22 protein-coding genes are annotated in these 20,217 nt (G+C 73.4%); 9 read left to right on the top strand and 13 right to left on the bottom strand.

Annotated features, from left to right (window positions below):
- Positions 1-149: 149 nt before the first annotated feature.
- Positions 150-1,109 (bottom strand): deoxyribonuclease IV, encoded by a 960-nt coding sequence (locus ACZ34W_RS23590; RefSeq protein ID WP_465606784.1) that lies wholly within the window; start codon positions 1,107-1,109, stop codon positions 150-152.
- A gap of 379 nt (positions 1,110-1,488) precedes the next feature.
- Between ACZ34W_RS23590 and ACZ34W_RS23585 the strand changes: the two genes are divergently transcribed.
- A complete protein-coding gene (locus ACZ34W_RS23585) occupies positions 1,489-2,571 on the top strand; it encodes a right-handed parallel beta-helix repeat-containing protein (protein ID WP_465606782.1) in 1,083 nt (360 codons plus the stop codon).
- Positions 2,572-2,672: 101 nt separating this feature from the next.
- Positions 2,673-3,704: a methyltransferase gene (locus ACZ34W_RS23580; RefSeq protein ID WP_329490967.1), complete on the top strand. Its 1,032-nt coding sequence runs from the start codon at positions 2,673-2,675 to the stop codon at positions 3,702-3,704.
- A 66-nt stretch (positions 3,705-3,770) separates the two neighbouring features.
- Here the strand turns inward: ACZ34W_RS23580 and ACZ34W_RS23575 are convergent, their stop codons facing one another.
- From ACZ34W_RS23575 to ACZ34W_RS23560, 4 genes are all read right to left on the bottom strand, one after another.
- Positions 3,771-4,448 (bottom strand): class F sortase, encoded by a 678-nt coding sequence (locus ACZ34W_RS23575; RefSeq protein WP_465606779.1) that lies wholly within the window; start codon positions 4,446-4,448, stop codon positions 3,771-3,773.
- Positions 4,449-4,638: 190 nt separating this feature from the next.
- Positions 4,639-5,037, bottom strand: a complete 399-nt coding sequence (locus tag ACZ34W_RS23570; protein WP_329490969.1) for a hypothetical protein — start codon at positions 5,035-5,037, stop codon at positions 4,639-4,641.
- 329 nt (positions 5,038-5,366) lie between these two features.
- A complete protein-coding gene (locus ACZ34W_RS23565; RefSeq protein WP_329490970.1) occupies positions 5,367-5,870 on the bottom strand; it encodes a hypothetical protein in 504 nt (167 codons plus the stop codon).
- A gap of 1 nt (position 5,871) precedes the next feature.
- Positions 5,872-6,120 (bottom strand): hypothetical protein, encoded by a 249-nt coding sequence (locus tag ACZ34W_RS23560; RefSeq protein WP_465606776.1) that lies wholly within the window; start codon positions 6,118-6,120, stop codon positions 5,872-5,874.
- Positions 6,121-6,453: 333 nt separating this feature from the next.
- On the opposite strand from ACZ34W_RS23560, the gene ACZ34W_RS23555 reads away from it, so the two are divergent.
- Positions 6,454-7,122 carry a DUF4360 domain-containing protein gene (locus ACZ34W_RS23555; protein WP_359806188.1) on the top strand — a complete coding sequence of 223 codons (669 nt, stop codon included), beginning with the start codon at positions 6,454-6,456 and terminating at the stop codon, positions 7,120-7,122.
- 79 nt (positions 7,123-7,201) lie between these two features.
- Here ACZ34W_RS23555 and ACZ34W_RS23550 read toward each other — a convergent pair whose 3' ends face one another.
- Genes ACZ34W_RS23550 through ACZ34W_RS23520 form a run of 7 tightly spaced genes read right to left on the bottom strand, consistent with a single transcriptional unit; the run spans position 7,202 to position 12,445 of the window.
- Entirely contained in the window at positions 7,202-7,534 is a 333-nt protein-coding gene (locus tag ACZ34W_RS23550) for a TcmI family type II polyketide cyclase (protein WP_329490973.1), read from the bottom strand.
- A gap of 5 nt (positions 7,535-7,539) precedes the next feature.
- Positions 7,540-7,995, bottom strand: a complete 456-nt coding sequence (locus ACZ34W_RS23545) for an SRPBCC family protein (RefSeq protein WP_329490974.1) — start codon at positions 7,993-7,995, stop codon at positions 7,540-7,542.
- Position 7,996: 1 nt separating this feature from the next.
- A complete protein-coding gene (locus ACZ34W_RS23540) occupies positions 7,997-8,257 on the bottom strand; it encodes an acyl carrier protein (protein ID WP_329490975.1) in 261 nt (86 codons plus the stop codon).
- 40 nt (positions 8,258-8,297) lie between these two features.
- Entirely contained in the window at positions 8,298-9,539 is a 1,242-nt protein-coding gene (locus ACZ34W_RS23535; RefSeq protein ID WP_329490976.1) for a beta-ketoacyl synthase N-terminal-like domain-containing protein, read from the bottom strand.
- Positions 9,540-9,544: 5 nt separating this feature from the next.
- Positions 9,545-10,801: a beta-ketoacyl-[acyl-carrier-protein] synthase family protein gene (locus ACZ34W_RS23530; protein ID WP_465606772.1), complete on the bottom strand. Its 1,257-nt coding sequence runs from the start codon at positions 10,799-10,801 to the stop codon at positions 9,545-9,547.
- Positions 10,798-11,232 carry a cupin domain-containing protein gene (locus ACZ34W_RS23525; protein WP_329490978.1) on the bottom strand — a complete coding sequence of 145 codons (435 nt, stop codon included), beginning with the start codon at positions 11,230-11,232 and terminating at the stop codon, positions 10,798-10,800. The genes ACZ34W_RS23530 and ACZ34W_RS23525 overlap by 4 nt, the downstream gene beginning before the upstream one ends.
- A 46-nt stretch (positions 11,233-11,278) precedes the next feature.
- On the bottom strand, positions 11,279-12,445 hold the full coding sequence (locus tag ACZ34W_RS23520; RefSeq protein ID WP_465606770.1) for a SchA/CurD-like domain-containing protein: 1,167 nt from the start codon (positions 12,443-12,445) through the stop codon (positions 11,279-11,281).
- Between the two features lie 308 nt (positions 12,446-12,753).
- Between ACZ34W_RS23520 and ACZ34W_RS23515 the strand changes: the two genes are divergently transcribed.
- Entirely contained in the window at positions 12,754-14,379 is a 1,626-nt protein-coding gene (locus tag ACZ34W_RS23515) for an FAD-dependent oxidoreductase (RefSeq protein ID WP_329490980.1), read from the top strand.
- Positions 14,380-14,456: 77 nt separating this feature from the next.
- On the opposite strand, the gene ACZ34W_RS23510 is transcribed toward ACZ34W_RS23515, so the two are convergent.
- Positions 14,457-16,121 (bottom strand): APC family permease, encoded by a 1,665-nt coding sequence (locus ACZ34W_RS23510; RefSeq protein WP_329490981.1) that lies wholly within the window; start codon positions 16,119-16,121, stop codon positions 14,457-14,459.
- Between the two features lie 389 nt (positions 16,122-16,510).
- Here ACZ34W_RS23510 and ACZ34W_RS23505 point away from each other — a divergent pair, with 389 nt between their 5' ends.
- The 5 genes from ACZ34W_RS23505 to ureG are packed head-to-tail and all read left to right on the top strand — an operon-like array spanning position 16,511 to position 20,212.
- The gene (locus ACZ34W_RS23505) at positions 16,511-16,813 is read left to right on the top strand and encodes an urease subunit gamma (protein WP_465606767.1); all 303 of its coding nucleotides are present in this window, start codon (positions 16,511-16,513) and stop codon (positions 16,811-16,813) included.
- Positions 16,810-17,136: an urease subunit beta gene (locus tag ACZ34W_RS23500; RefSeq protein ID WP_465606765.1), complete on the top strand. Its 327-nt coding sequence runs from the start codon at positions 16,810-16,812 to the stop codon at positions 17,134-17,136. Before ACZ34W_RS23505 ends, ACZ34W_RS23500 begins: the two co-directional genes overlap by 4 nt.
- Positions 17,129-18,865 carry an urease subunit alpha gene (locus ACZ34W_RS23495; protein ID WP_359806175.1) on the top strand — a complete coding sequence of 579 codons (1,737 nt, stop codon included), beginning with the start codon at positions 17,129-17,131 and terminating at the stop codon, positions 18,863-18,865. Before ACZ34W_RS23500 ends, ACZ34W_RS23495 begins: the two co-directional genes overlap by 8 nt.
- A complete protein-coding gene (locus ACZ34W_RS23490; RefSeq protein ID WP_465606762.1) occupies positions 18,865-19,530 on the top strand; it encodes an urease accessory protein UreF in 666 nt (221 codons plus the stop codon). The genes ACZ34W_RS23495 and ACZ34W_RS23490 overlap by 1 nt, the downstream gene beginning before the upstream one ends.
- Positions 19,520-20,212 (top strand): urease accessory protein UreG, encoded by a 693-nt coding sequence (gene ureG, locus ACZ34W_RS23485; RefSeq protein WP_329490987.1) that lies wholly within the window; start codon positions 19,520-19,522, stop codon positions 20,210-20,212. The genes ACZ34W_RS23490 and ureG overlap by 11 nt, the downstream gene beginning before the upstream one ends.
- Positions 20,213-20,217: the final 5 nt, after the last annotated feature.

Below are 20,217 nucleotides of genomic sequence, written 5' to 3'. Positions count from 1 at the left end.
GCCTCGGGCGTCAGTCGTCCCAGCCTCCCACCGCTCCCGCGACCCGGCAGCCCGGGCTGAACCGGTCGGGGGGCGGCCCGTACCGAACCGGGCGGGGGCGGCCCGCCGGGCGTGGTCCGCGAGCCGCCCGCGGCGCCGGAGCCCGGCGGCTACGCCGGTACGGCGGCCCGCGCGCGCAGCTCCTTCAGGACTGCGATGTCCCTCGCGTGCCCGGTGCCGTCACCGCCGTGCTTGCGGTCCGGGGTCTCCACCAGAAGCGGGACACCGGCTGTCGCGGGGTGCTCGAAGAGCTCGCGGAACGGCTCCGCCCCGATCAGCCCGGCCCCGATGTTGGCGTGCCGGTCCTTGCGCGCGCCGACGGCGTCCTCCGAGTCGTTGGCGTGGATCAGGCGCAGCCGGCCCGGCCCGGCGGCCGCGACCAGGGCGTCCAGCGCCGCGCCGGTGCCGCCCGGCGCCGCCAGGTCGTGACCGGCCGCGAAGGCGTGGCAGGTGTCCAGGCAGACCCCGACCCTCGGGTGGCCGTCCAGCGCGTCCAGGTACGCCGCCAGGTCCTCCATCCGGGAGCAGAGCGAGCTGCCCTGACCGGCCGTCGGTTCCAGCAGCAGCCAGGGCGCGTCCTCGCCGAGCGCGTCCAGCTCGTCCAGCAACGGCCGGACGTCCGCGCGGACCTGGGCCATCGCCTCGGCCCGCCGGGAGCCGCCGCCCGGGGCCGTCCCGACCGCCGAACCGGTGTGCAGCACCACGCCCGCGGCGCCGATCGCGTGGCCGCGCAGCAGGGAGTGCCGTAGCGAGTCGGCCGAGCGTTCGCGGGTCGCCGCGTTGTCCGAGCCGAAGTTGATCAGGTACGGCGCGTGCACGTACGCCGGGAAGCCCTGCTCGGCGCAGGCGGTGCGGAACTCCGCGTCCTGGGCGGGGTTGCCCGGGGGAGTGGCCCAGCCGCGCGGGTTCGCCACGAACACCTGCACCGTCTCGGCACCGACCCGGCGCGCGTACGCGAGGCCCGTCCCGGCCAGTCCGCGGGCGGCCACCGGCACGTGGGCGCCGATCGGATTGCGGGCGGAGGCGGCGGGTACGGCCGCGGCGGGCGGCGCGGCGACGGCGGTGTTCATGACCCCGAGCATGCCACGCGGGCCGGCTGCCCCGGCGCCCGGACGGGTGCGGTCCGGACGGGCTCGCCCCGGCGACCGGCCACGGCCGGGCGCACCGCCGCCCCGCCCCACCGCCGCCCCACCCCGAGTCTCCCCGCCCACGGCCCCGATCCGTCGTCCCCCCGCCCCGCCCCGACCCGCCCCCGCCGCCCCGCGCCACGCCGACGGGCCCGCCCACCTGGCCGACGCCCCGTCAGTCCCGCAGCCCAGCCCTGGTGGCGGGCCCCCTCGCGCGCCCATAGCGTCGATTCGGCCGACACCCACCGGTCGTCATCCCCCGCACACTCCGTGTCACCGCGCCGGCGTCCCCGCGAGCGCGCGAGAAAGCAGGTCACCACTCATGCCCACGCGACGGGTCCACCACCTCGCCGCGGCCACCGCCGCCGCCACGACCGCACTCACCACCGCCCTGACCGCGCTCGGCGCCGCACCTCCGGCGCACGCCGCCGGGACGGTGCACCTCGTCCAGCCGGGCGAATCGATTCAGCAGGCCGTCGACGAGGCCGGCCCCGGCGACACCGTCCAGCTGCTCCCCGGCACCTACCGGGGCAGCGTCCGGATCACCACCCCGGGCCTCACCCTGCGCGGAGCCGGCCCGGACAGCGTGGTCGCCCCCGGTGACGCCGCCGACGGCAACGCCTGCGCCACCGCCGGCCACGGCCTCTGCGTGGTCGGGGCCGACGCCGGCCCGCTCACCGACGTGACGATCGAGGCCCTCGCCGTCACCGGCTTCCGCAAGAACGGCATCAACGCCTCCGGCACCGACCGCATGACCGTCCGCGCCGCCTACGTCCACGACAACGGCCAGCAGGGCATCAGCCAGGAGAAGTCCACCCGTGCCGTGATCACCGGCAACGAGTCGACCCGCAACGGCCAGTCCGGCGTCTTCCTCGCCAACGCGGTGGACAGCGAGGGCGGGGCCCTCACCACCGACGGCACCGTGGTCAGCGGCAACCTGCTCACCGACAACCGGATCGGCGTCACCGTCCGCCGGCTGCGCGACCTCAGCGTCGAGGCGAACGAGATCCACGGCAACTGCGGCGGTGTCTTCATCGTCGGCGACGAAGGGGTCCCCCGGGCCGGGGCGCTGAGCGTCAGCCACAACAGGGTCGCGGCCAACAACAGCTACTGCCCGCCCAACCCCCGCCTCGACGCCATCCAGGGCACCGGCATCCTGCTCACCGGCGCCGAGGAGACCACGGTGGCCGACAACGAGGTCACCGACAACGTGGGCGCCTCGCCGATGTCCGGCGGCATCGTGCTCTTCCGCAGCGTGGTCGGCGTGGCCAACGCCCGGAACACCGTCACCGGCAACCACGTGGTCGGCAACGGTCCGGCCGACCTCGCCGACCGCGACACCGGTACCTCCAACTCCTTCGCGCGCAACCAGTGCGCGGTCTCCGAGCCGGCCGGCCACTGCTGAGCCACAGGCCCGCACCCGCGGCCGCGGGGCACCCCGGCCACCCGGCGAAGCCCCGGCTCCCCCGTACCCCAGCCCACCTCCCACCTGTAGAAAGACGGCACATGACCACCGCACCCGCCACCACCCCGCAGGCCGCGATGCGCCTGCGGGAGCTCGTCTTCGGCGCCGCCTGCGCCGCCGCCGTCCGCGCGGCCGCCAGGCTCGGGGTCGCCGACGCGCTCGGCGACACCCCGACCACCGTCACCGACCTCGCGGCCGCGCTCGACACCGAGCCCAAGCCGCTGCGCCGGCTGATGCGTGCCCTCACCTGCTACGGCATCTTCCACGAGACGGGTGACGACCGCTTCGAGCACACCGAGATGTCCCGCCTGCTGCGCGAGGACGCCCCGAACAGCCTGCGCTACATCTCCCTCTGGTGCACCGAGCCGTGGACGTGGGAGGCCTGGCCGAAGCTGGACGAGGCCGTCCGCTCCGGCCGCAACGTCTTCCCCGAGCTGTTCGGCAAGGAGTTCTTCGACTACCTGCACAGCGAGGGCGGGGACTCGGCCAAGGTCTTCGACAAGGCGATGACCACCTCCAGCCGGCAGTCCGCGGTCGACTTCGCCGAGTACCTCGACCTCACCGGGATCGACTCGGTGGTCGACATCGGCGGTGGCCAGGGCCATGTGCTGGCCAGCCTGCTGGAGAAGCACCCGGCCCTGCACGGCACCCTGCTGGACCTGCCCAAGGTGGTCGCCGGCGCCGACCCCCGGCTCCGCGACGGCGGCGCCTTCGCGGCCCGGGCCCGGCTGGTCCCCGGTGACTGCCGGGTCGACATCCCGGTCCACGCCGACCTCTACATCATCAAGAACATCCTGGAGTGGGACGACGAGAGCACCCGTCGCACCCTCGCCAACGTGGTCCTGGCGGCCCGTCCGGGCGCGCGCGTCGTCGTGGTCGAGAACCTGGTCGACGACAGCCCGTCGATGCGCTTCACCACCGCGATGGACCTGATGCTGCTGCTCAACGTCGGCGGCGCGAAGCACTCCAAGGAGAGCCTGGTGCGGCTGATGGAGGAGGCCGGGCTGGACGTGGCCGACGTCCGCCCGGTCAACCCGTACCTGCACGCCTTCGAGGCCACCGTGCGCGGCTGACCGCCGCACCGCACCGAGCGACCGCCGGCCCCGCAGTGGGGACCGGCGGTCGCTCGGTGTCCGGGCTCACGCCTTGCGCGAGGACTCCAGGTGCGCGAAGACCACCACGTTGTCCAGGTAGTCCTTGCGCTTCTTGTCGTACACGCCGCCGCAGGTGATCAGCCGCAGCTGGGAGTCCGTGGTCTTCCCGTACACCTTCTGGTCGGGGAAGGCGTTCTTCGCGAAGGTCTCCACCGAGTCCACCACGAAGACGGCGACCGTGCCGTCGGCCCGCTGCACCTCGACCTTGTTGCCGGGGACGACCAGGCTGAGCAGCAGGAAGACCGCGGCGCCCTTGGCGGTGTCGACGTGTCCGGCCACCACGGCGGCGCCGCGTTCACCGGGCGAAACGCCGTCGCGGTACCAGCCGACCAGGTTCTTGTCCTCCGGCGGCGGTGCGTTGAGCTCACCGGTCGGGTTCAGCGTCAGCTCGGTGAAGGGCGCGTCGACGGCGATCTGCGGAATCCGCAGCCGGGTCGGCTTGGAGCGCTTCAGCACGGGGGCCGCCGGCTTGGCGGCGGCCGCGGGCGAGGCCGCGCCACCCGGGGACGCGCTCGCGGTGGCGGCCGGGGGAGCGGCCTGGCCGGGTCCGGGATCGGACGCGGGCGCCACGTCCACCGAGTTGTAGATCATCAGCAGACCGGCGGCCGCGGCGCCCATACCCACGCGCAGCAACCGGGACGTTCCAGTGGCCGGACCGGCCATCGTTCCACTCCTAGGTCATGCCGGTCGTCACCACCGGGCGGTGTTCGCTGTCCACGGGCGGCGCCTGCGGCCGCCGGGCACGGCGCCGCCCGCCCCGAAGAGGAGGGGCCGGGGCGCCGCCGCACGTGCCCCCGCCGTGGCCACCACTGAGGACGGTGGCCACGGCGGGCAGGCTACGGAGAGAGCCCGGTCAGATCGCGGCGCCGCTGGTCCGGCGACCGCGCCGCAGCGCGATGGCGCCGGCGCCCAGGCCGCCGAGCAGCAGGACGGCGCCGGAGGCGAGGCCGCCACCGGACAGGGCGAGGCCGCCGCCACCGGTGTGCACGCCACCGTGCGGAGTCTTCTCCTCGGCCTTGTGCTCCTCGCCGGAGGGCGCGGAGGGCGCGGCCGGCGCGGAGGGCACGGACGGGGCGGCCTTGTCCTGCTTGTCGTCCCAGGTCTTCTGACCGTCGGGGGCGGCAGCCTTGTCCTGCTTCTCCTGCCAGGTGAGGTTCTTGTCGGCGGTGCCGTCCGCGTACGCGGCGGGGGCGGCAACGGTCAGGGCGGCGGCGACGGCCGCTCCGGCGAGCAGCGTGCGTGCAGAACGCATGGGGTGGGTCCTTCCGGCGCGGGCCGCGACTGCCGACACGTCGTCGGGCAAGGGGACTCGCGGAGTGCGCCTGAACCACCGTCATCCACCGCGGCGGCCGTTGCCACCGGAGGGCGGCGGTGGCCGGTGTGGCGGTGCGCCCTTCGAGTGGACTCCTGGGCGGGTTCACCCGAGTGCCCCGGCGATCCGGGTGATTCGGTATCCGGGCCCGGGACGCGCTGCGGCCGCCGCCGGCCGGGGCGGGCCGGCGGCCACCGCCCCCGCCCCGGTCACGTCGAACGGCGGGCCCGGGGCCACCGCCGGAGCGCTGGGCCCGACCGCGGCCCGATTCAGTGCAGCTGCTGCACGCCCCCGCTGTCGCGGACGAAGACGGACCGGGTGTCGGTGGCCCGGTAGCGCTCCTTCAGGGTGAACGCGGCGGGCGTACCGGGCGCGGGCGCGTCCGGGGCCTCGTAGTAGAGGACGTACGTCTTCGCGCTGTCCGTCTGGCTCTCCAGCTGGAGCCAGCCGGTGAATCCGGCGGCCGGGAAGGTGCCGGTCGCGGTGACGGTCGTGGCGGAGGACGTCTGGCTGAACGCGAAGGCCGCGGTGCCGAGCTGGAGGCGCTTGTGCCCGCTCTCGTGCCAGCGGCGGAAGAGCGCGATCCACTCCTGCGGCCACGGGCCGCCCTCGGAGTCCGGAGGCATCCCGGCGCCGTCGATCCGGGAGAGGATGTCGTCCGCGTTCGCGACCACGGAGTCGAAGTCCCAGAGGTCGACCGCGAAGGTCATGTGCTCCTGGTCGGTCGCCCGGAACATGGGCCGGATGTGGAGTTCGAAGACCGGAGTACGCATCTCAGCCGTACACCTCCATCAGGACGTCCTTCAGGGCGACCTCCTGGAGCAGGCCGGGAGCCTCCTGGGGCCGGCCGTAGGGGTCGGGGGAGGGGAGGTACTGGAGCGTCAGCACGAGGTCCTCGGGGGCCGGGGCCGCTGCGAGGACGGCCGTGACGTCGAAGCGCGCGTTGCACTCGGTCGGGTGGTGGGGGTGCGGCCGGCCGTCTGCGGGGCGGTCGTCGGGGGCCGTCCGGTGCGACTTCCACATCGTGACGTCCCGAGGGCGTGGACGTAGTCGTCCAGCTCGGCCGGGCTGCGGGAGTTGATGTCGCGTCGGCTCGTGGTCATGGGGTCACCTCCGTTGTGCGGCACACCGTATGCGCACGGGGTGATCGCCCTGGTGAGTCGTTCGGTGCGGCGCGCTCCGCGCCAGCCGACCGGCGTACCGCCCGGCGCCTGATCGTCCGCCCCGGCGCTCGGCGATGCGCCGGTCCGCGCCCCTGGCCGCGGCACCGCCAACGTGATGACATGTACTCGACAAGCCCGCCGGATGGCACGCACGTGGGGGTGCGGCCCGTGACCGGTGGGCCGACGGAAGGAAATGCCCGTGACTGTACGCATGATGGCCGCCGGCGGTGCGGCGGTGGCAGCGCTGCTCGGCTCCTCGCTCACCGGCGTCGGCGGCGAGGCCGCCGCGACCGGCTGGAGCACGCCGCCGCCGGACAAGATCGTCATCGACGTGGCCACCGTCAACGGGTCCGGCTGCCCGGCGGGTACCGCCGCCATCGCCGTCTCCCCGGACAACACGGCCTTCACCGTCACCTACAGCGACTACATCGCGCAGGTGGGCGTCGGGTCGAAGCCCACCGACTTCCGGAAGAACTGTCAGCTCAACCTGAACGTCCACGTCCCGCAGGGCTTCACCTACGCGATCGCCGCCGCCGACTACCGGGGCTACGCGCACCTGGAGCCGGGGGCGTCCGCCGTGCAGAAGGCGAACTACTACTTCCAGGGCTCGCCCCAGACCACCTCGCTCAGCCACAAGTTCACCGGGGCCATCGACGACAGCTGGCAGGCGACCGACAGCGTCGCCGTGACGGCGCTGGTCTGGGCGCCCTGCGGGGAGCTGCGCAACTTCAACATCAACACCGAACTCCGGGTCAACGCCGGCACCTCGGACCCGACCAGGACCACCAGCTTCATGACCATGGACTCCACCGACGGCAGCATCAACACCGTCTACCACCTCGCCTGGAGGCAGTGCCCCTGACGCCGGACGCGCGCACGGCCCGGCGGGCCGCTCCCCGACCTGCGCCGGGGGCGGCCCGCCGGGCCGGTGGTACGCGGTGTCAGCTCGCGTCGCCGCGCTCCCACCGGTAGAACTCGTGCGCCATGGCGTCCTTGGGCCCCCGCCAGGTGGCCGGGTCGTAGGCCTGGACGTAGGCGGTGAGCCGGTCGCTGACGTCCCGGAACTCCGGGTGCTCGACGACCCGGGCGACGGCCGGGCCCGGCGGGCGGTCCGCCTCGATCAGGTGCAGGTAGACGTCGCCGAACTGGAAGAGGCTGCGCCCCGTGACGCCGATCAGGTGCGGGAGTTCGCCCCGGTCGGACTCGGCGAACACCTCGGCGATGCCGCCGGCGGCGTCCGGCTTCATCCGGGCGACGATCAGTGCGCGGTGCATCCGGTTCAGACCTCCCCCGCCTGCTTCTCGACCTTCTCGCGGATCAGCTGCATCTGGACCCGCGAGTTGCGGTTGATGTGGTTCACCATGCCGTCGTCGTCGACCGGCGCGGTGGGCTTCATCGCGAAGTCCTGCACCCAGCGCATCCTGGTGCCGGCCGGGACCTCCGCGTACTCCCAGCGGATGTCCATGAACTCGAACGGCCCGGGCTCGACCCGGCGGGCGCGCACCGCGAGCGAGGCCCGGTCGGTGGTGCGCTCGGAGACCCAGCTCCACACCTGGCCGTTCTCGTCCGGGTGCATGGTCAGCCGGAACCGCACGCTGTCGCCGTCGCGCTGCAGCACCTCGACCGAGGCGTACTCGCTGAACAGCTGCGGCCAGTTCTCCAGGTCGTTGGTGACTTCCCAGACCAGGTCGAGCGGGGCGGCGATGACGATCTCGTTGTCCGTGTGTCCGGGCATCTCAGGCACCGGCCTTCGTGGCGAACGAGGAGTTCACCAGGTCGAGGAACTCGGCCGGCGTCTTCGCCGACTCCGCTCCGTTGGTGACCTTCACGCCGTGTCGGTTCTCCAGCTCGCCGACCACGCCGAGCAGACCGAGGGAGTCCACGCCGAAGTCGTCGAAGCTGGCGCCCGGGCGCTCCAGGTCGAGCGGGTCGATCACCACGCCTGCCCGCGCCTGGATCAGCGCGGCCAGTTCGGGATGGCTGAGGGTGTTGCTCACGGGATGTTCCCTTCAGTTCGTTGCCAGAGCAGTGGTTCGGTCAGGCCCGGTCCCCGCGCCGGAGCACCAGCGCGGAGTTGGAGCCCATCAGCCCGCGGCTGAGCACCAGCGCGGTGCGCAGCTCGGCCGGGCGGGCGCGGCCCGTCACCAGGGCGAGGTCGTGGCAGACCTCGGTGACGTTGGGGGTGGGCGGCACCACGCCGTCCTCCATGGCGAGCACCGCGGCGGCGGTGTCCAGCAGGGGCGCGCCGCAGTACGCCCGGCCGGTGCCCGCCTTCGGGGCGGTCACCGGTACCCGTTCGGCGTACGGGCCCAGGGCGTCGGCCAGGGCCAGCGCCTCGGCGCGGTCGGCGGCCGGGACGCCGAGGGCGTCGGCGAAGACCACGTCGACCTCCTCCGGGGCGATCCGGGCCTGGTCGAGCGCGATCCGGACGGCGTTGGCCAGCCCCTCGCGGGACTCCTCCCAGCGGGAGGCGCCGGTGAACGTGGCGCCGTGCCCGGCCAGGTACGCCCGGACGGTCGCGCCGCGCCGACGGGCCGTCTCCTCGTCCTCCAGCAGCAGCATCGCGCCGCCCTCGGCGGGGGCGAAGCCGTTGGCGGCGGCGGAGAACGGCAGGTAGGCCCGGTCCGGCCGGTCGTCGAGGCTGAGCTCGGGGTAGCCGAGCTGGCAGACCATCGAGTACGGCGCCAGCGGGGCCTCGGCCGCGCCGGCCACCACCGCGTCGGTGCCGCGCTCGATGGCCCGGGCGGCGTGCGCGAGGGCGTCCAGGCCGCCGGCCTCGTCGCTGGCGACCACCCCGCACGGGCCCTTGTAGCCGCCCCGGATCGAGACCTGGCCGGTGCTGGCCGCGTAGAACCACGCGATGGACTGGTAGGGGCCGACGAACTGTGGTCCCTGGCCCCAGAGTTGCTGCAGTTCGCGCTGGCCGAACTCGCCGCCGCCGGAGCCGGCCGCGGTCACCACGCCCACCCCGAACGGCTGGTCGGGGTCGGGAACGAACCCGGCGTCCGCCACCGCCAGGTCGGCGGCGGCCATCGCGTAGTGCGTGAAGCGGTCGGTCTGCACCAGGTAGCGGCTGTCGATCACGGACTGCGGGTCGAAGTCCCGTACCTGGCCGGCGACGCGCAGCGGAAAGTCCGCGCAGCCCTCGCGGGATATCCGGTCGAGGACGCTCACGCCCTGCCTGGTGGCCTTCCAGAAGGCGTCGGCCCCCACACCGTTCGGCGCGACCACGCCGAGGCCGGTGACCACCGCCCGGCGGCCCTGCTGACGTGACGTCATGGATCTCACCCCGTTCTGTTGAGCACGACGGCGGACTGGAATCCGCCGAATCCGCTGCCGACCGACAGGATGTGCCGGAGGGGCAGCTCGCGCGCGGTGCGCGGCACGTAGTCGAGGTCGCACTCCGGGTCCGGAGTCTCGTAGTTGGCGGTCGGCGGTACCACGCCGTGGGCCAGTGCGAGGGTGCAGGCGACCACTTCGATCGCGCCGATCGCGCCGAGCGAGTGCCCGACCATCGACTTGATCGAGCTCATCGGCGTCCGGTACGCGTGCTCACCGAGCGAGCGCTTGACGGCCGCCGTCTCGTGCCGGTCGTTCTGTTTGGTTCCCGAGCCGTGCGCGTTGACGTAGTCGACGTCGGTGCGGTCCACCCGGGCGTGGGCGAGCGACTCGTCGATCGCCCGGGACATCTCCAGCCCCTCCTGGGTGAGGCCGGTCATGTGGTAGGCGTTGCCGAAGGTCGCGAAGCCGCCGATCTCGCCGTAGATCCGGGCCCCGCGCCGCAGGGCGTGCTCCAGCTCCTCCAGCACCAGGACGGCGCCGCCCTCGCCGAGCACGAAGCCGTCGCGGTGGGCGTCGAAGGGGCGGGAGGCGTGCTCCGGGTCGTCGTTGCGTTCGCTGGTGGCCTTGATGGCGTCGAAGCAGGCGACGGTGATCGGTGAGATCGGCGAGTCGGAGGCGCCGGTGACGCAGATGTCGGCGCGCCCCTCCTCGACCGCCTGGAAGGCGTAGCCGATCGCGTCCAGTCCGGAGGTGCACCCGGTGGAGACGGTCTGCACCGGGCCGTGCGCACCGGTGCGCTCGGCGACCGCGGAGGCCAGCGTGCTGGGCGCGAAGGCGCGGTGCAGCTGCGGCTCGGCCCGTCGGTGGTCCACGTCCCAGCGCGCGCCGCCGGCGCTGACCAGGGCGTAGTCGTGCTCCAGCCGGGTGGTGCCGCCGACGGCGGTGCCGAGCGAGACGCCGATCCGCCACGGGTCCTCCGCGGCCAGGTCCAGGCCCGAGTCGGCGATCGCCTCGTCCGCCGCCACCATGGCGAACTGCACGTAGCGGTCGGCCCGTTGGACGTCCTCCGGGCTCAACCCGTGCGCCGCCGGGTCGAAGTCGCACTCGGCGGCGATCCGGGAGCGGAATCCGGTGGGATCGAAGAGCGTGATGCCCCTGGTCGCCGTCCGGCCGGAGGTGAGCAGTTGCCAGAAGGCCGGTACGCCCACGCCGCCGGGCGCGACCACACCGATCCCCGTGACGGCGACCCGCCGGGTCACGAAGCCACCTTGGCGTGTTCCGGCGGACCGGAGGTCACCGCTCCCTCGGTCTCCTCGGTGTCGACGTGGCCGAGCTCCGGACGGGGGGCGAGCGGGCCGAGGTGGAAGACCATCCGGGCCTCGGTGTCGCCGACGTTGCGGAAGCGGTGGCGCATGTCGATCGGGATCATCAGGCCCTGGTCGGGCCGGAGCGAGTGGGTCACCCCGTCCAGGTCCACCTCCAGTTCGCCGGCGACCACGAAGACGAACTCCTCGGAGTACGGGTGGTAGTGCTCGCCGATCCGCTCGCCGGGCTGCACGATGGCCAGGCCCATGAAGCCGCTGGTGGCGCCGCAGGTGGTCGGGGTGAGCATGGCGCGCAGGTCGCCGCCGCGCCGGCGGTTCTCCGGCGCCTCGTCGACGTGCACGATCCGTGGGTACTGCGTGGACATGGTTTCTTCCTTCGGGAGTCGGAGCCGGCGCAGGGCCGATGGTCGGTCAGGTGAGCTGGGAGCTGCGGTCGGTGACCGGGCTCATGGCGCGGGCGGCGAGGAGGGCGCTCAGGCCGGCGACGGTGCGCAGGTCGCCCTCGGCGCCGAGGTCCAGCAGCCGGCCGAGGACGGTGGCCTCGCGCTCGCCGGCCACGCCCAGGGCGACGGCCGGCTCGGCCTCGGCCGGGACCCGCAGGTCCACCAGGCGGACCACGACGTCCTCCCGGTGGAAGACGGTGGCGGCCGCGAGCGGGCCGGTCGGGTCGGCGGTGGCCAGGTTGTCGTGCTCGGCGAGCAGGGCGGCCACGGCCGCGCCGTTGCCCGGCTTGACGGGGTAGAGCACGGCGTGCCGGTGCAGCCGGCCGGAGGCCGGGGAGCCGGCGATCGCCTGGTGCTCGGCGGGCAGCGCCGCACGGGCGAAGAAGGCGCGTGCCGCCTGCGGGTCGCCGAGCTGGCGGGCCTCCTCCAGGTACGGGTTGATGGCCTCCTCGACCGCGCGGACCTCGGGCTGCATCGCCACGTGGCGCAGCGCGTCGCCCAGGTTGCCGACCACCTCGACGGCCCGGACCACCCGGTTGCCGTGCATGAAGAGGGAGGTTCGGCGCAGCTGGGTGGTCTCGTCCACCTCGGCCTTGGGGGAGGCGTAGCCGGAGAGGATCCGGGCCACCTCGTGCTCGCTGCCGGGCTTGACGGTGAAGGTCAGGGCGTGCCGGACCACCCCGTCCGGGCCGGGCGCGGCCTGCGGCGGGCCGACGTGCCCGGCCGGCGCGGTGCGCGGCAGGCCGGGCGGCACGTCCACCGGCTTGCGGGTGCCGGTGGCGCCGGCCGCGGAGGTCTCCCGGAGGATGGAGTAGCGCAGCGAGCGGAAGGTGTCGCTGACGCAGCCGTGCATCGGCTTGACCATCTCGCGGTGGGCGGGGCTGTCCACCCACTCCAGGAAGGTCTCCTGGTCCTGCCACTCGCTGGTGATGAGCCACTGCCGCGGGTCGTTGATCGACTGGCAGAGCTGGTCGCTGACGTGGCCGGGGACCGAGGCCACCTGGTGGCGCAGCTTCTCGTACACGTCGAGGAAGCGCTGCTGGGCGCCGTCCTTGATCTCCAGCATCAGCATCACGCGCAGTCGGGTGTGCTGCTCGGAGTGCTGCTCGGCCTGCGGTTCGGACAGAGTCGTCATGATCCACTTTCTTGCTTCGGGCGCTGCCCGCGCCGTGCGCGCCGGGCGGCTTCCGTCCGGACGGGCCCCGGCGGGGGGAGGGCGGTGCGGTGGCGGTCGGCCCGGGCGGGTGGGGGCCAGGCCTGAGGTCGATCGTGCGCGGACCCCACGAGTGGCGCGAGATATGCGGGCCATCCGGGCGACGAGGCGGCAGAAGGGACCCGCGGCGGGGGATGGAAGAGCGGGGCCGACGTGCGCGCGGGCCCCGCCGAGGGCGACGCCGAGCCCCGTAGCCGGGTCGCGAACCCCCGTACAGGCTGGAGCAATTGATGAATCCGAAGGTTGACGACCGGGTGCCGGTCCTGATCGTCGGCGGCTCGCTGGTCGGGCTGTCGGCCTCACTCTTCCTGGGCCGACTGGGTGTCAGACACCTGCTGGTCGAGAAGCACGCCGACACCTCGCGTCACCCGCGTGGCCGAGGCAACAACGTCCGCACGATGGAGCTCTACCGGGGGGCGGGGATCGAGACGGCGATCCGCGAGGCCGCCTCGGTGCTCGCCGCGAACCACGGCATCCTGCAGGCCCCCTCGCTGACCGGCGAGGAGCAGGAGTGGCTGTTCCGGGAGATCGACCCGGGCGGCCGGCTGGCCCGGTTCAGCCCCAGCTCCTGGTGCCTGTGCAGCCAGAACGACCTGGAGCCGGTCCTGCTGAAGGCCGCCCGCGAGCTCGGCGGCGAGCTGCGCTTCAGCACCGAGCTGGTCTCCTTCGAACAGGACGACGAGGGGGTGACGGCGCTGCTGCGCAGCCGGGAGACCGGCGAGGAGCGCACCGTCCGGGCCCAGTACCTGATCGCGGCGGACGGCCCGCGCAGCCCGGCCCGGGAGGCGCTGGGCATCGGCCAGAGCGGCAAGGGCGAGCTGTTCCACAACGTCAGCATCACCTTCCGGGCCAAGCGGCTGGCCGAGGTGGTGGGCGACCGGCACTTCATCGCCTGCTACCTGACCAACCCGGACGCCGACGGCGCGCTGCTGCCGGTGGACAACCACGAGGAGTGGGTCTTCCACGCGCCGTGGCACCCGGAGCACGGCGAGCCGCTGGAGGCGTTCACCGACGAGCGGTGCGTCCGGCACATCCGGGCCGCCGTCGGGGTGCCGGACCTTGAGGTGGAGGTCACCGGCAAGGCCCCCTGGCACGCGGCCGAGCGGGTGGCGACGCGGTACTCCGCCGGGCGGGTCTTCCTGGCCGGGGACTCCGCGCACGAGATGTCGCCGACCGGCGCGTTCGGCTCGAACACCGGCATCCAGGACTCCCACAACCTGGCCTGGAAGCTGGCCGCGGTGCTCTGCGGCTGGGCCGGACCGGGGCTGCTGGAGACGTACGGGCAGGAGCGCCGGCCGGTGGCGGAGGTGACCAGCGAGCGGGCCTCGGCGCGCTCCGCCGAGCACAGCCACCCCGGGTACGCGGTGGTGCCCGGGGTCGGGCGGCAGGCCGGGGTGCTGGCGGTGGCACTCGGCTACCGCTACCCGGTGGGCGCGGTCGCCGGGGCGGACCCTGCCGGGCCGGTGGTGCCGGAGGCGTTCGAGTCCGGCGGCGAACCCGGCAGCCGGGCGCCGCACCAGTGGCTGCTGCGGGCGGGCGTCAAGCTCTCCACCCTCGACCTGTACGAGCAGGCGATGGTGCTGCTGACCGGCCCCGAGGGCACGGCCTGGCACCAGGGCGCCCGCCGGGCGGCCGACCGGCTGGCCGTGCCGCTGGACACCTACCGGATCGGTACCGGGGCGGAGGACGACCTGGCGCCCGAGCCCGGTGCGGACTTCGCCGAGCTGCACGGCCTCCGGCCGGGCGGCGCGGTGCTGGTCCGCCCGGACGGCTTCGTCGCCTGGCGGAGCGAGGACGCGGTGGCGGACCCGGAGGCGGCGGTGGAGGCGGCGCTGCGTACGGCGCTCAAGCTGTAGCCGCGAGCGGGCGGCGAACGCGGGGCGGGCCCGCCGGTGTGTACCGGCGGGCCCGCCCCGTGGTGTCCGACGAAGGGTCAGTGACCGCCGGCGTCGACCACCTCGATGTCCTCGATGTTCTGCTCGATGGCCTCGGCCGGCAGCGCGACCCGGATCGCCCAGAAGTAGACGCCGAGGGCGAAGACGGCGACCACGCCCATGTCCCACCACATCGGGATGTTGCCGCGGCCCTCGCCGAAGCCGCCCTGCCAGGAGATCAGGCCGAGGCCCACCAGGTAGACCGGCAACCACTGGGCGGCCCGCCAGTCCAGGCGCGGGGCGTTCGGCAGGCCCTTGCGGATCGCGTAGGCGGCGTAGCTGCCGAGCAGCACGTAGCCGAGGACGATCGCGATGCCCAGGCGGGACAGGGTGTGCCAGCCGGCCCAGTAGATGATCAGGCTGGCGACCACGAAGGCCAGCGGCGAGATCACGCCGCCGAGCGGCAGCCGGTACGAGCGCTCACGGGCGGGCAGGCGGCGGCGCAGCGCGCCGAAGGCCAGCGGGGCGCCGGCGTACATCAGCACGCTGGCGGAGGTGATGAAGCCGACCAGCTCCTGCCAGCTCGGGAAGGGCAGGAAGCAGACGACGCCGGTGACGAAGGAGAGGATCAGGCCGAACCACGGCACGCCCCGGCTGTCCAGCTGCTCGAACTTCTGCGGCGCGTAGCCGTTCTTGCTCAGGCCGTAGGAGATGCGGGAGGTGGAGGTGGTGTAGATCAGGCCGGTGCCGCCGGGGGAGACGATGGCGTCGAAGTAGAGCACCCAGGCCAGCCAGCCGAGGCCGACCAGGGTGGCGAGGCCGGCGAACGGGCCCTCGATGCCGGGGAAGTCGAGCTTGTCCCAGCCGTTGGCGAAGGAGCTGAGCGGCAGCGCGCCGATGAAGACGACCTGGAGCAGGACGTAGATCAGGGTGCCGATGGCGACCGAGCCGAGCACCGCGCGGGGGATGTCGCGCTTGGGGTTGCGGCTCTCGCCGGAGATCTGGATCGCCTGCTCGAAGCCCAGCAGCGCGAAGATGATGCCGCTGGAGCTGATCGCGGCCAGCACGCCCTTGATGCCGAACGGGGCGAAGCCGTGCGAGGTGAAGTTCGAACCGTGGAAGTTGGTCAGCGCGAGCACGAAGATCGTCAGCAGCGGGACGAAGATCTTCAGCCAGGTGGCGATCGAGTTGGTGTGGGCCAGCACCCGCACACCGAGGAAGTTGACCGCGACGAAAACGCCCATCAGCAGGACGGCGACGATGAAGCCGCTGGTGGTGAGGGTGCCGTTGTCGTTCAGGAAGCTCTTGGCGAACTCCCAGTGCCCCGCGTACCCGATCATGGCCTCGACCTCGATCGGTGCCACGGTCGCGGCCTGCAGCCAGGAGAACCAGCCGAAGGACATGCCCGCCAGACCGCCGAAGGCGTAGTGCGGGTAGCGGGCCGTGCCGCCGGCGACCGGGAAGAGCCCGCCCAGCTCGGCGTGCACCAGGGCGAGCAGGACGATCGCGACGGCGCCGATGCCCCAGGAGACGAGCGCGGCCGGCCCGGCGACCATGACGGCGTTCTTGGCGCCGAACAGCCAGCCGGAGCCGATGATCGAACCCACCGAGGCCCACAGCAGGCCGATCAGGCCGACCTCGCGGCGGAGCGACCGATGGGTGGGTGTCCCGGAGTCGGGAGAGGTGCCGGTGCTCGGCGGGGACAGCTGGTTGAGGGATGCCATGCGAAATCTCTCTGTGGTGTGGGAACCCGGCGGACGGAGCGCGGAGAGTTGCCACACAGTAGGCGTATTCATAGGCCTATGCACAGATTTCATTACTGAATGTTTACCTACTTCCCCAGACATTCCCGCTGGTAGGGGGTCCTCTGTTCATGTGTGTGTTACGTGACTCGCCGGTAGGTCCAGCATTTGAGCCGGAATTGAGGTTCCGCACAAGATCCGGCAATGTGGACGGCAAATAGGGTTATAGAAATAGTGGCGGCCGCATAGGGATACCGGGCGGAATCGGTGAGGTGCCCTGTGGTCGGGGTCGTTCGTTCGCTACGGTATGCGCCACCACCGCGGCACAGCGTTGTGTCCGTGCGCTCGAACCCCTCCCGAGGTGCGCGCAGATGAGACTCACCCCCCACGAGCAGGAACGCCTGCTCATCCACGTGGCCGCCGATGTGGCCCGCGCCCGCCGGGCGCGGGGGCTGCGGCTCAACCACCCCGAGACGGTCGCGCTGATCACCTCGCACGTCCTGGAGGGCGCCCGGGACGGCCGGACCGTCGCCGAGCTGATGGACTCCGGCCGCGAGGTGCTCACCCGGGACGACGTCATGGAGGGGATCGCGGAGATGATCCCGGACGTCCAGGTCGAGGCGACCTTCCCGGACGGGACCAAGCTGGTCACCGTGCACGGGCCGATCCAGTGAGCGGCGAGCGGGCGTTCCCGGGGCAGATCCTCCACGGGGACGGCGCGATCGGCCTCAACCCCGGTTTGCCGGTCACCCGGCTGACCGTCGTCAACGCCGCCGACCGGCCCGTCCAGGTGGGCTCGCACTACCACTTCGGGGAGGCCAACCCCGGCCTGGACTTCGACCGGTCCACCGCGCGCGGCCTACGGCTGAACATCCCGGCCGGCACCGCCGTCCGCTTCGAACCGGGCATCCCGGTGGAGGTCGAACTCGTCCCGATCGCCGGCCGGCGCGAGGTCCTCGGCCTGCGCGGCGCGGTCGGAGGTGCGCTCGATGACTGACCGCCCCGCCCTCTGGCTGACCCGCGAGCGCTACGCCGACCTGTACGGCCCGACCACCGGGGACCGGATCCGGCTCGGTGACACGAATCTGCTGATCGAGGTCGAGGAGGACCGCGGCCGCGGCGGCGACGAGGCCGTCTTCGGTGGCGGCAAGGTGATCCGGGAGTCGATGGGCCAGGCCCGGACCAGCCGCGCCGAGGGCGCCCCGGACACCGTCATCACCGGCGCGGTGGTGCTCGACCACTGGGGCGTCGTCAAGGCCGACATCGGCATCCGGGACGGCCGGATCACCGCCCTCGGCAAGGCCGGCAACCCCGAGACCATGGACGGTGTCCACCCGGACCTGGTGATCGGACCGGAGACCGAGGTGATCTCCGGCAACGGCCGGATCGTCACCGCCGGCGCCGTGGACGCCCATGTGCACTTCATCTGCCCGCAGTTGGTGGACGAGGCGCTGGCCTCCGGGGTCACCACCCTGGTCGGCGGCGGCACCGGACCGGCCGAGGGCAGCAAGGCGACCACGATCACCCCGGGGGCGTGGCACCTCGGCCGGGTCTTCGCGGCGCTGGACGGCCTGCCGGTCAACATCGGCCTGCTCGGCAAGGGCAACACCGTCAACCGGGCCTCGATGCACGACCAGCTGCGGGCCGGCGCGCTCGGGTTCAAGATCCACGAGGACTGGGGCGCCACGCCGGCCGCGATCGACGCCTGCCTCCGGGTCTGCGACGAGACCGGTGCCCAACTGGCCATTCACACCGACACCCTGAACGAGGCCGGCTTCGTCGGCGACACCCTCGCGGCGATCGCCGGCCGGGGCGTCCACGCCTACCACACCGAGGGTGCGGGCGGCGGCCACGCGCCGGACATCATCACCGTGGTCGGCGCCGCGAACGTGCTGCCCAGCTCCACCAACCCGACCAGGCCGCACACCGTCAACACCGTCTCCGAGCACCTCGACATGCTGATGGTCTGTCACCACCTCAGCCCGTACGTGCCGGAGGACCTCGCCTTCGCCGAGTCCCGGATCCGGCCGTCGACCATCGCCGCCGAGGACATCCTGCACGACCTCGGCGCCATCTCCATCATCAGCTCCGACTCCCAGGCCATGGGCCGGATCGGGGAGGTGGTCCTGCGCACCTGGCAGACCGCCCACGTGATGAAGGCCCGGCGCGGCCCGCTCGCCGGCGACGGCCGGGCCGACAACCACCGGGCCCGGCGCTACGTCGCCAAGTACACCATCAACCCGGCCGTCGCCCAGGGCCTGGACGGCGAGATCGGCTCGGTCGAACCGGGCAAGCTCGCCGACCTGGTGCTCTGGTCACCCGCCTTCTTCGGGGTCAAGCCGGACCTCGTGGTCAAGGGCGGCCAGATCGCCTGGGCGCAGATGGGCGACGCCAACGCGTCCATCCCGACGCCCCAGCCGATGCTGCCCCGGCCGATGTTCGGCGCCATCGGGCGCTCGGCGGCGGCCAACTCGCTCAACTTCACCGCGGCGGCGGCGATCGAGGACGGCCTGCCCGAGCGGCTGGCCGAACAGCTGGGGGTCGCCAAGGCGTTCAGCGCGATCCGGAACACCCGGGGGGTCACCAAGGAGCGGATGGTCAACAACAGCGCGCGGCCGGACGTCCGGGTCGAACCCGACACCTTCACCGTCACCATCGACGGGGAACTCGTCACCCCCGAACCGGCCGCCGAACTGCCGCTCGCCCAGCGGTACTTCCTCTTCTGATGGGCCTCGCCGCGCTCCTGCTGCTCGCCGACGGCCGGTTCCCCGCCGGCGGGCACGCCCACTCCGGCGGGGCCGAGGCGGCGGTCCGGTCCGGGCGGGTGCGGGACACCGAGAGCATGACGGCCTTCCTCACCGGGCGGCTGCACACCACCGGTCTGGTGTCGGCCGCCCTGGCCGCGGCGGCCGCAGCCGGCCAGGACACCGGCCGGCTCGACGCGGCCGCCGAGGCCCGCACCGCCTCACCCGCCCTGCGCGCCACCAGCCGCCGGCTCGGCCGACAACTGCTCCGCGCCGCCCGCGCGGCCTGGCCGCACCCCGGACTCGACCGGCTGGCCGCCGAGTTCCCGCGCGGCGCGCACCAGAGCGTCGTCCTCGGCACCGCCGCGCTGGCCGCCGGCCTCACCCCCGCCCAGGCCGCGACCGCCGCCGCCCACGAGAGCGTCAACGGCCCGGCCACCGCCTGCGTGCGGCTGCTGGGCCTGGACCCGTACGAGGTCGCGGCCGCGCTGGCCCGGCTCGCCCCCGAACTCGACACCGTGGCCGAGGCCGCCGTCACCGCCGCCCTGTGCGGGGACCCGGACGCGCTGCCCGCCGCCTCTGCGCCGCTGCTCGACGTCTACGCCGAGCAGCACCACTCCTGGAAGGTCCGCCTCTTTGCATCGTGACCACGCCGACCCCGTCGACGCCCCCGCCCGCCACACCTACACCTCCACCGCCGCCGGCGGCACCCGCCGGCGCGCCCTGCGGATCGGCCTCGGCGGGCCGGTCGGCTCCGGCAAGACCGCCACCGTCGCCGCGCTCTGCCGCCTGCTGCGCGAGGAGCTGTCGCTGGCCGTCGTCACCAACGACATCTACACCACCGAGGACGCGGAGTTCCTGCTGCGCAACGCCGTCCTGCCGCCCGAGCGGATCACCGCCGTGGAGACCGGCTGCTGCCCGCACACCGCCATCCGCGACGACATCTCCGCCAACCTGGAGGCCGTCGAGGAACTGGAGGAGGCGGTCGGGCCGCTCGACCTCGTCCTGGTCGAGTCCGGCGGCGACAACCTCACCGCCACCTTCAGCCGGGGCCTGGTCGACCACCAGATCTTCGTCATCGACGTCTCCGGCGGGGACAAGATCCCGCGCAAGGGCGGCCCGGGGATCTCCACCTCGGACCTGCTGGTGATCAACAAGACCGACCTCGCCCCGCTGGTCGGCGCCGACCTCGACGTGATGGCCCGTGACGCCGCCGCACAACGCGGCCCCCTGCCCACCGTGTTCTCCGCGCTCACCTCGCCCGACGGCGTGGCACCGGTCGCCGCCTGGGTCCGGGAGCGGCTGGCCGACTGGCGCACCCGGCCGTGACGGCT

It is taken from the genome of Kitasatospora sp. NPDC022856, assembly GCF_055561235.1.
The sequence above is the reverse complement of the archived record's forward strand: the minus strand, read 5'-3'. Positions and strand labels throughout refer to the sequence as shown.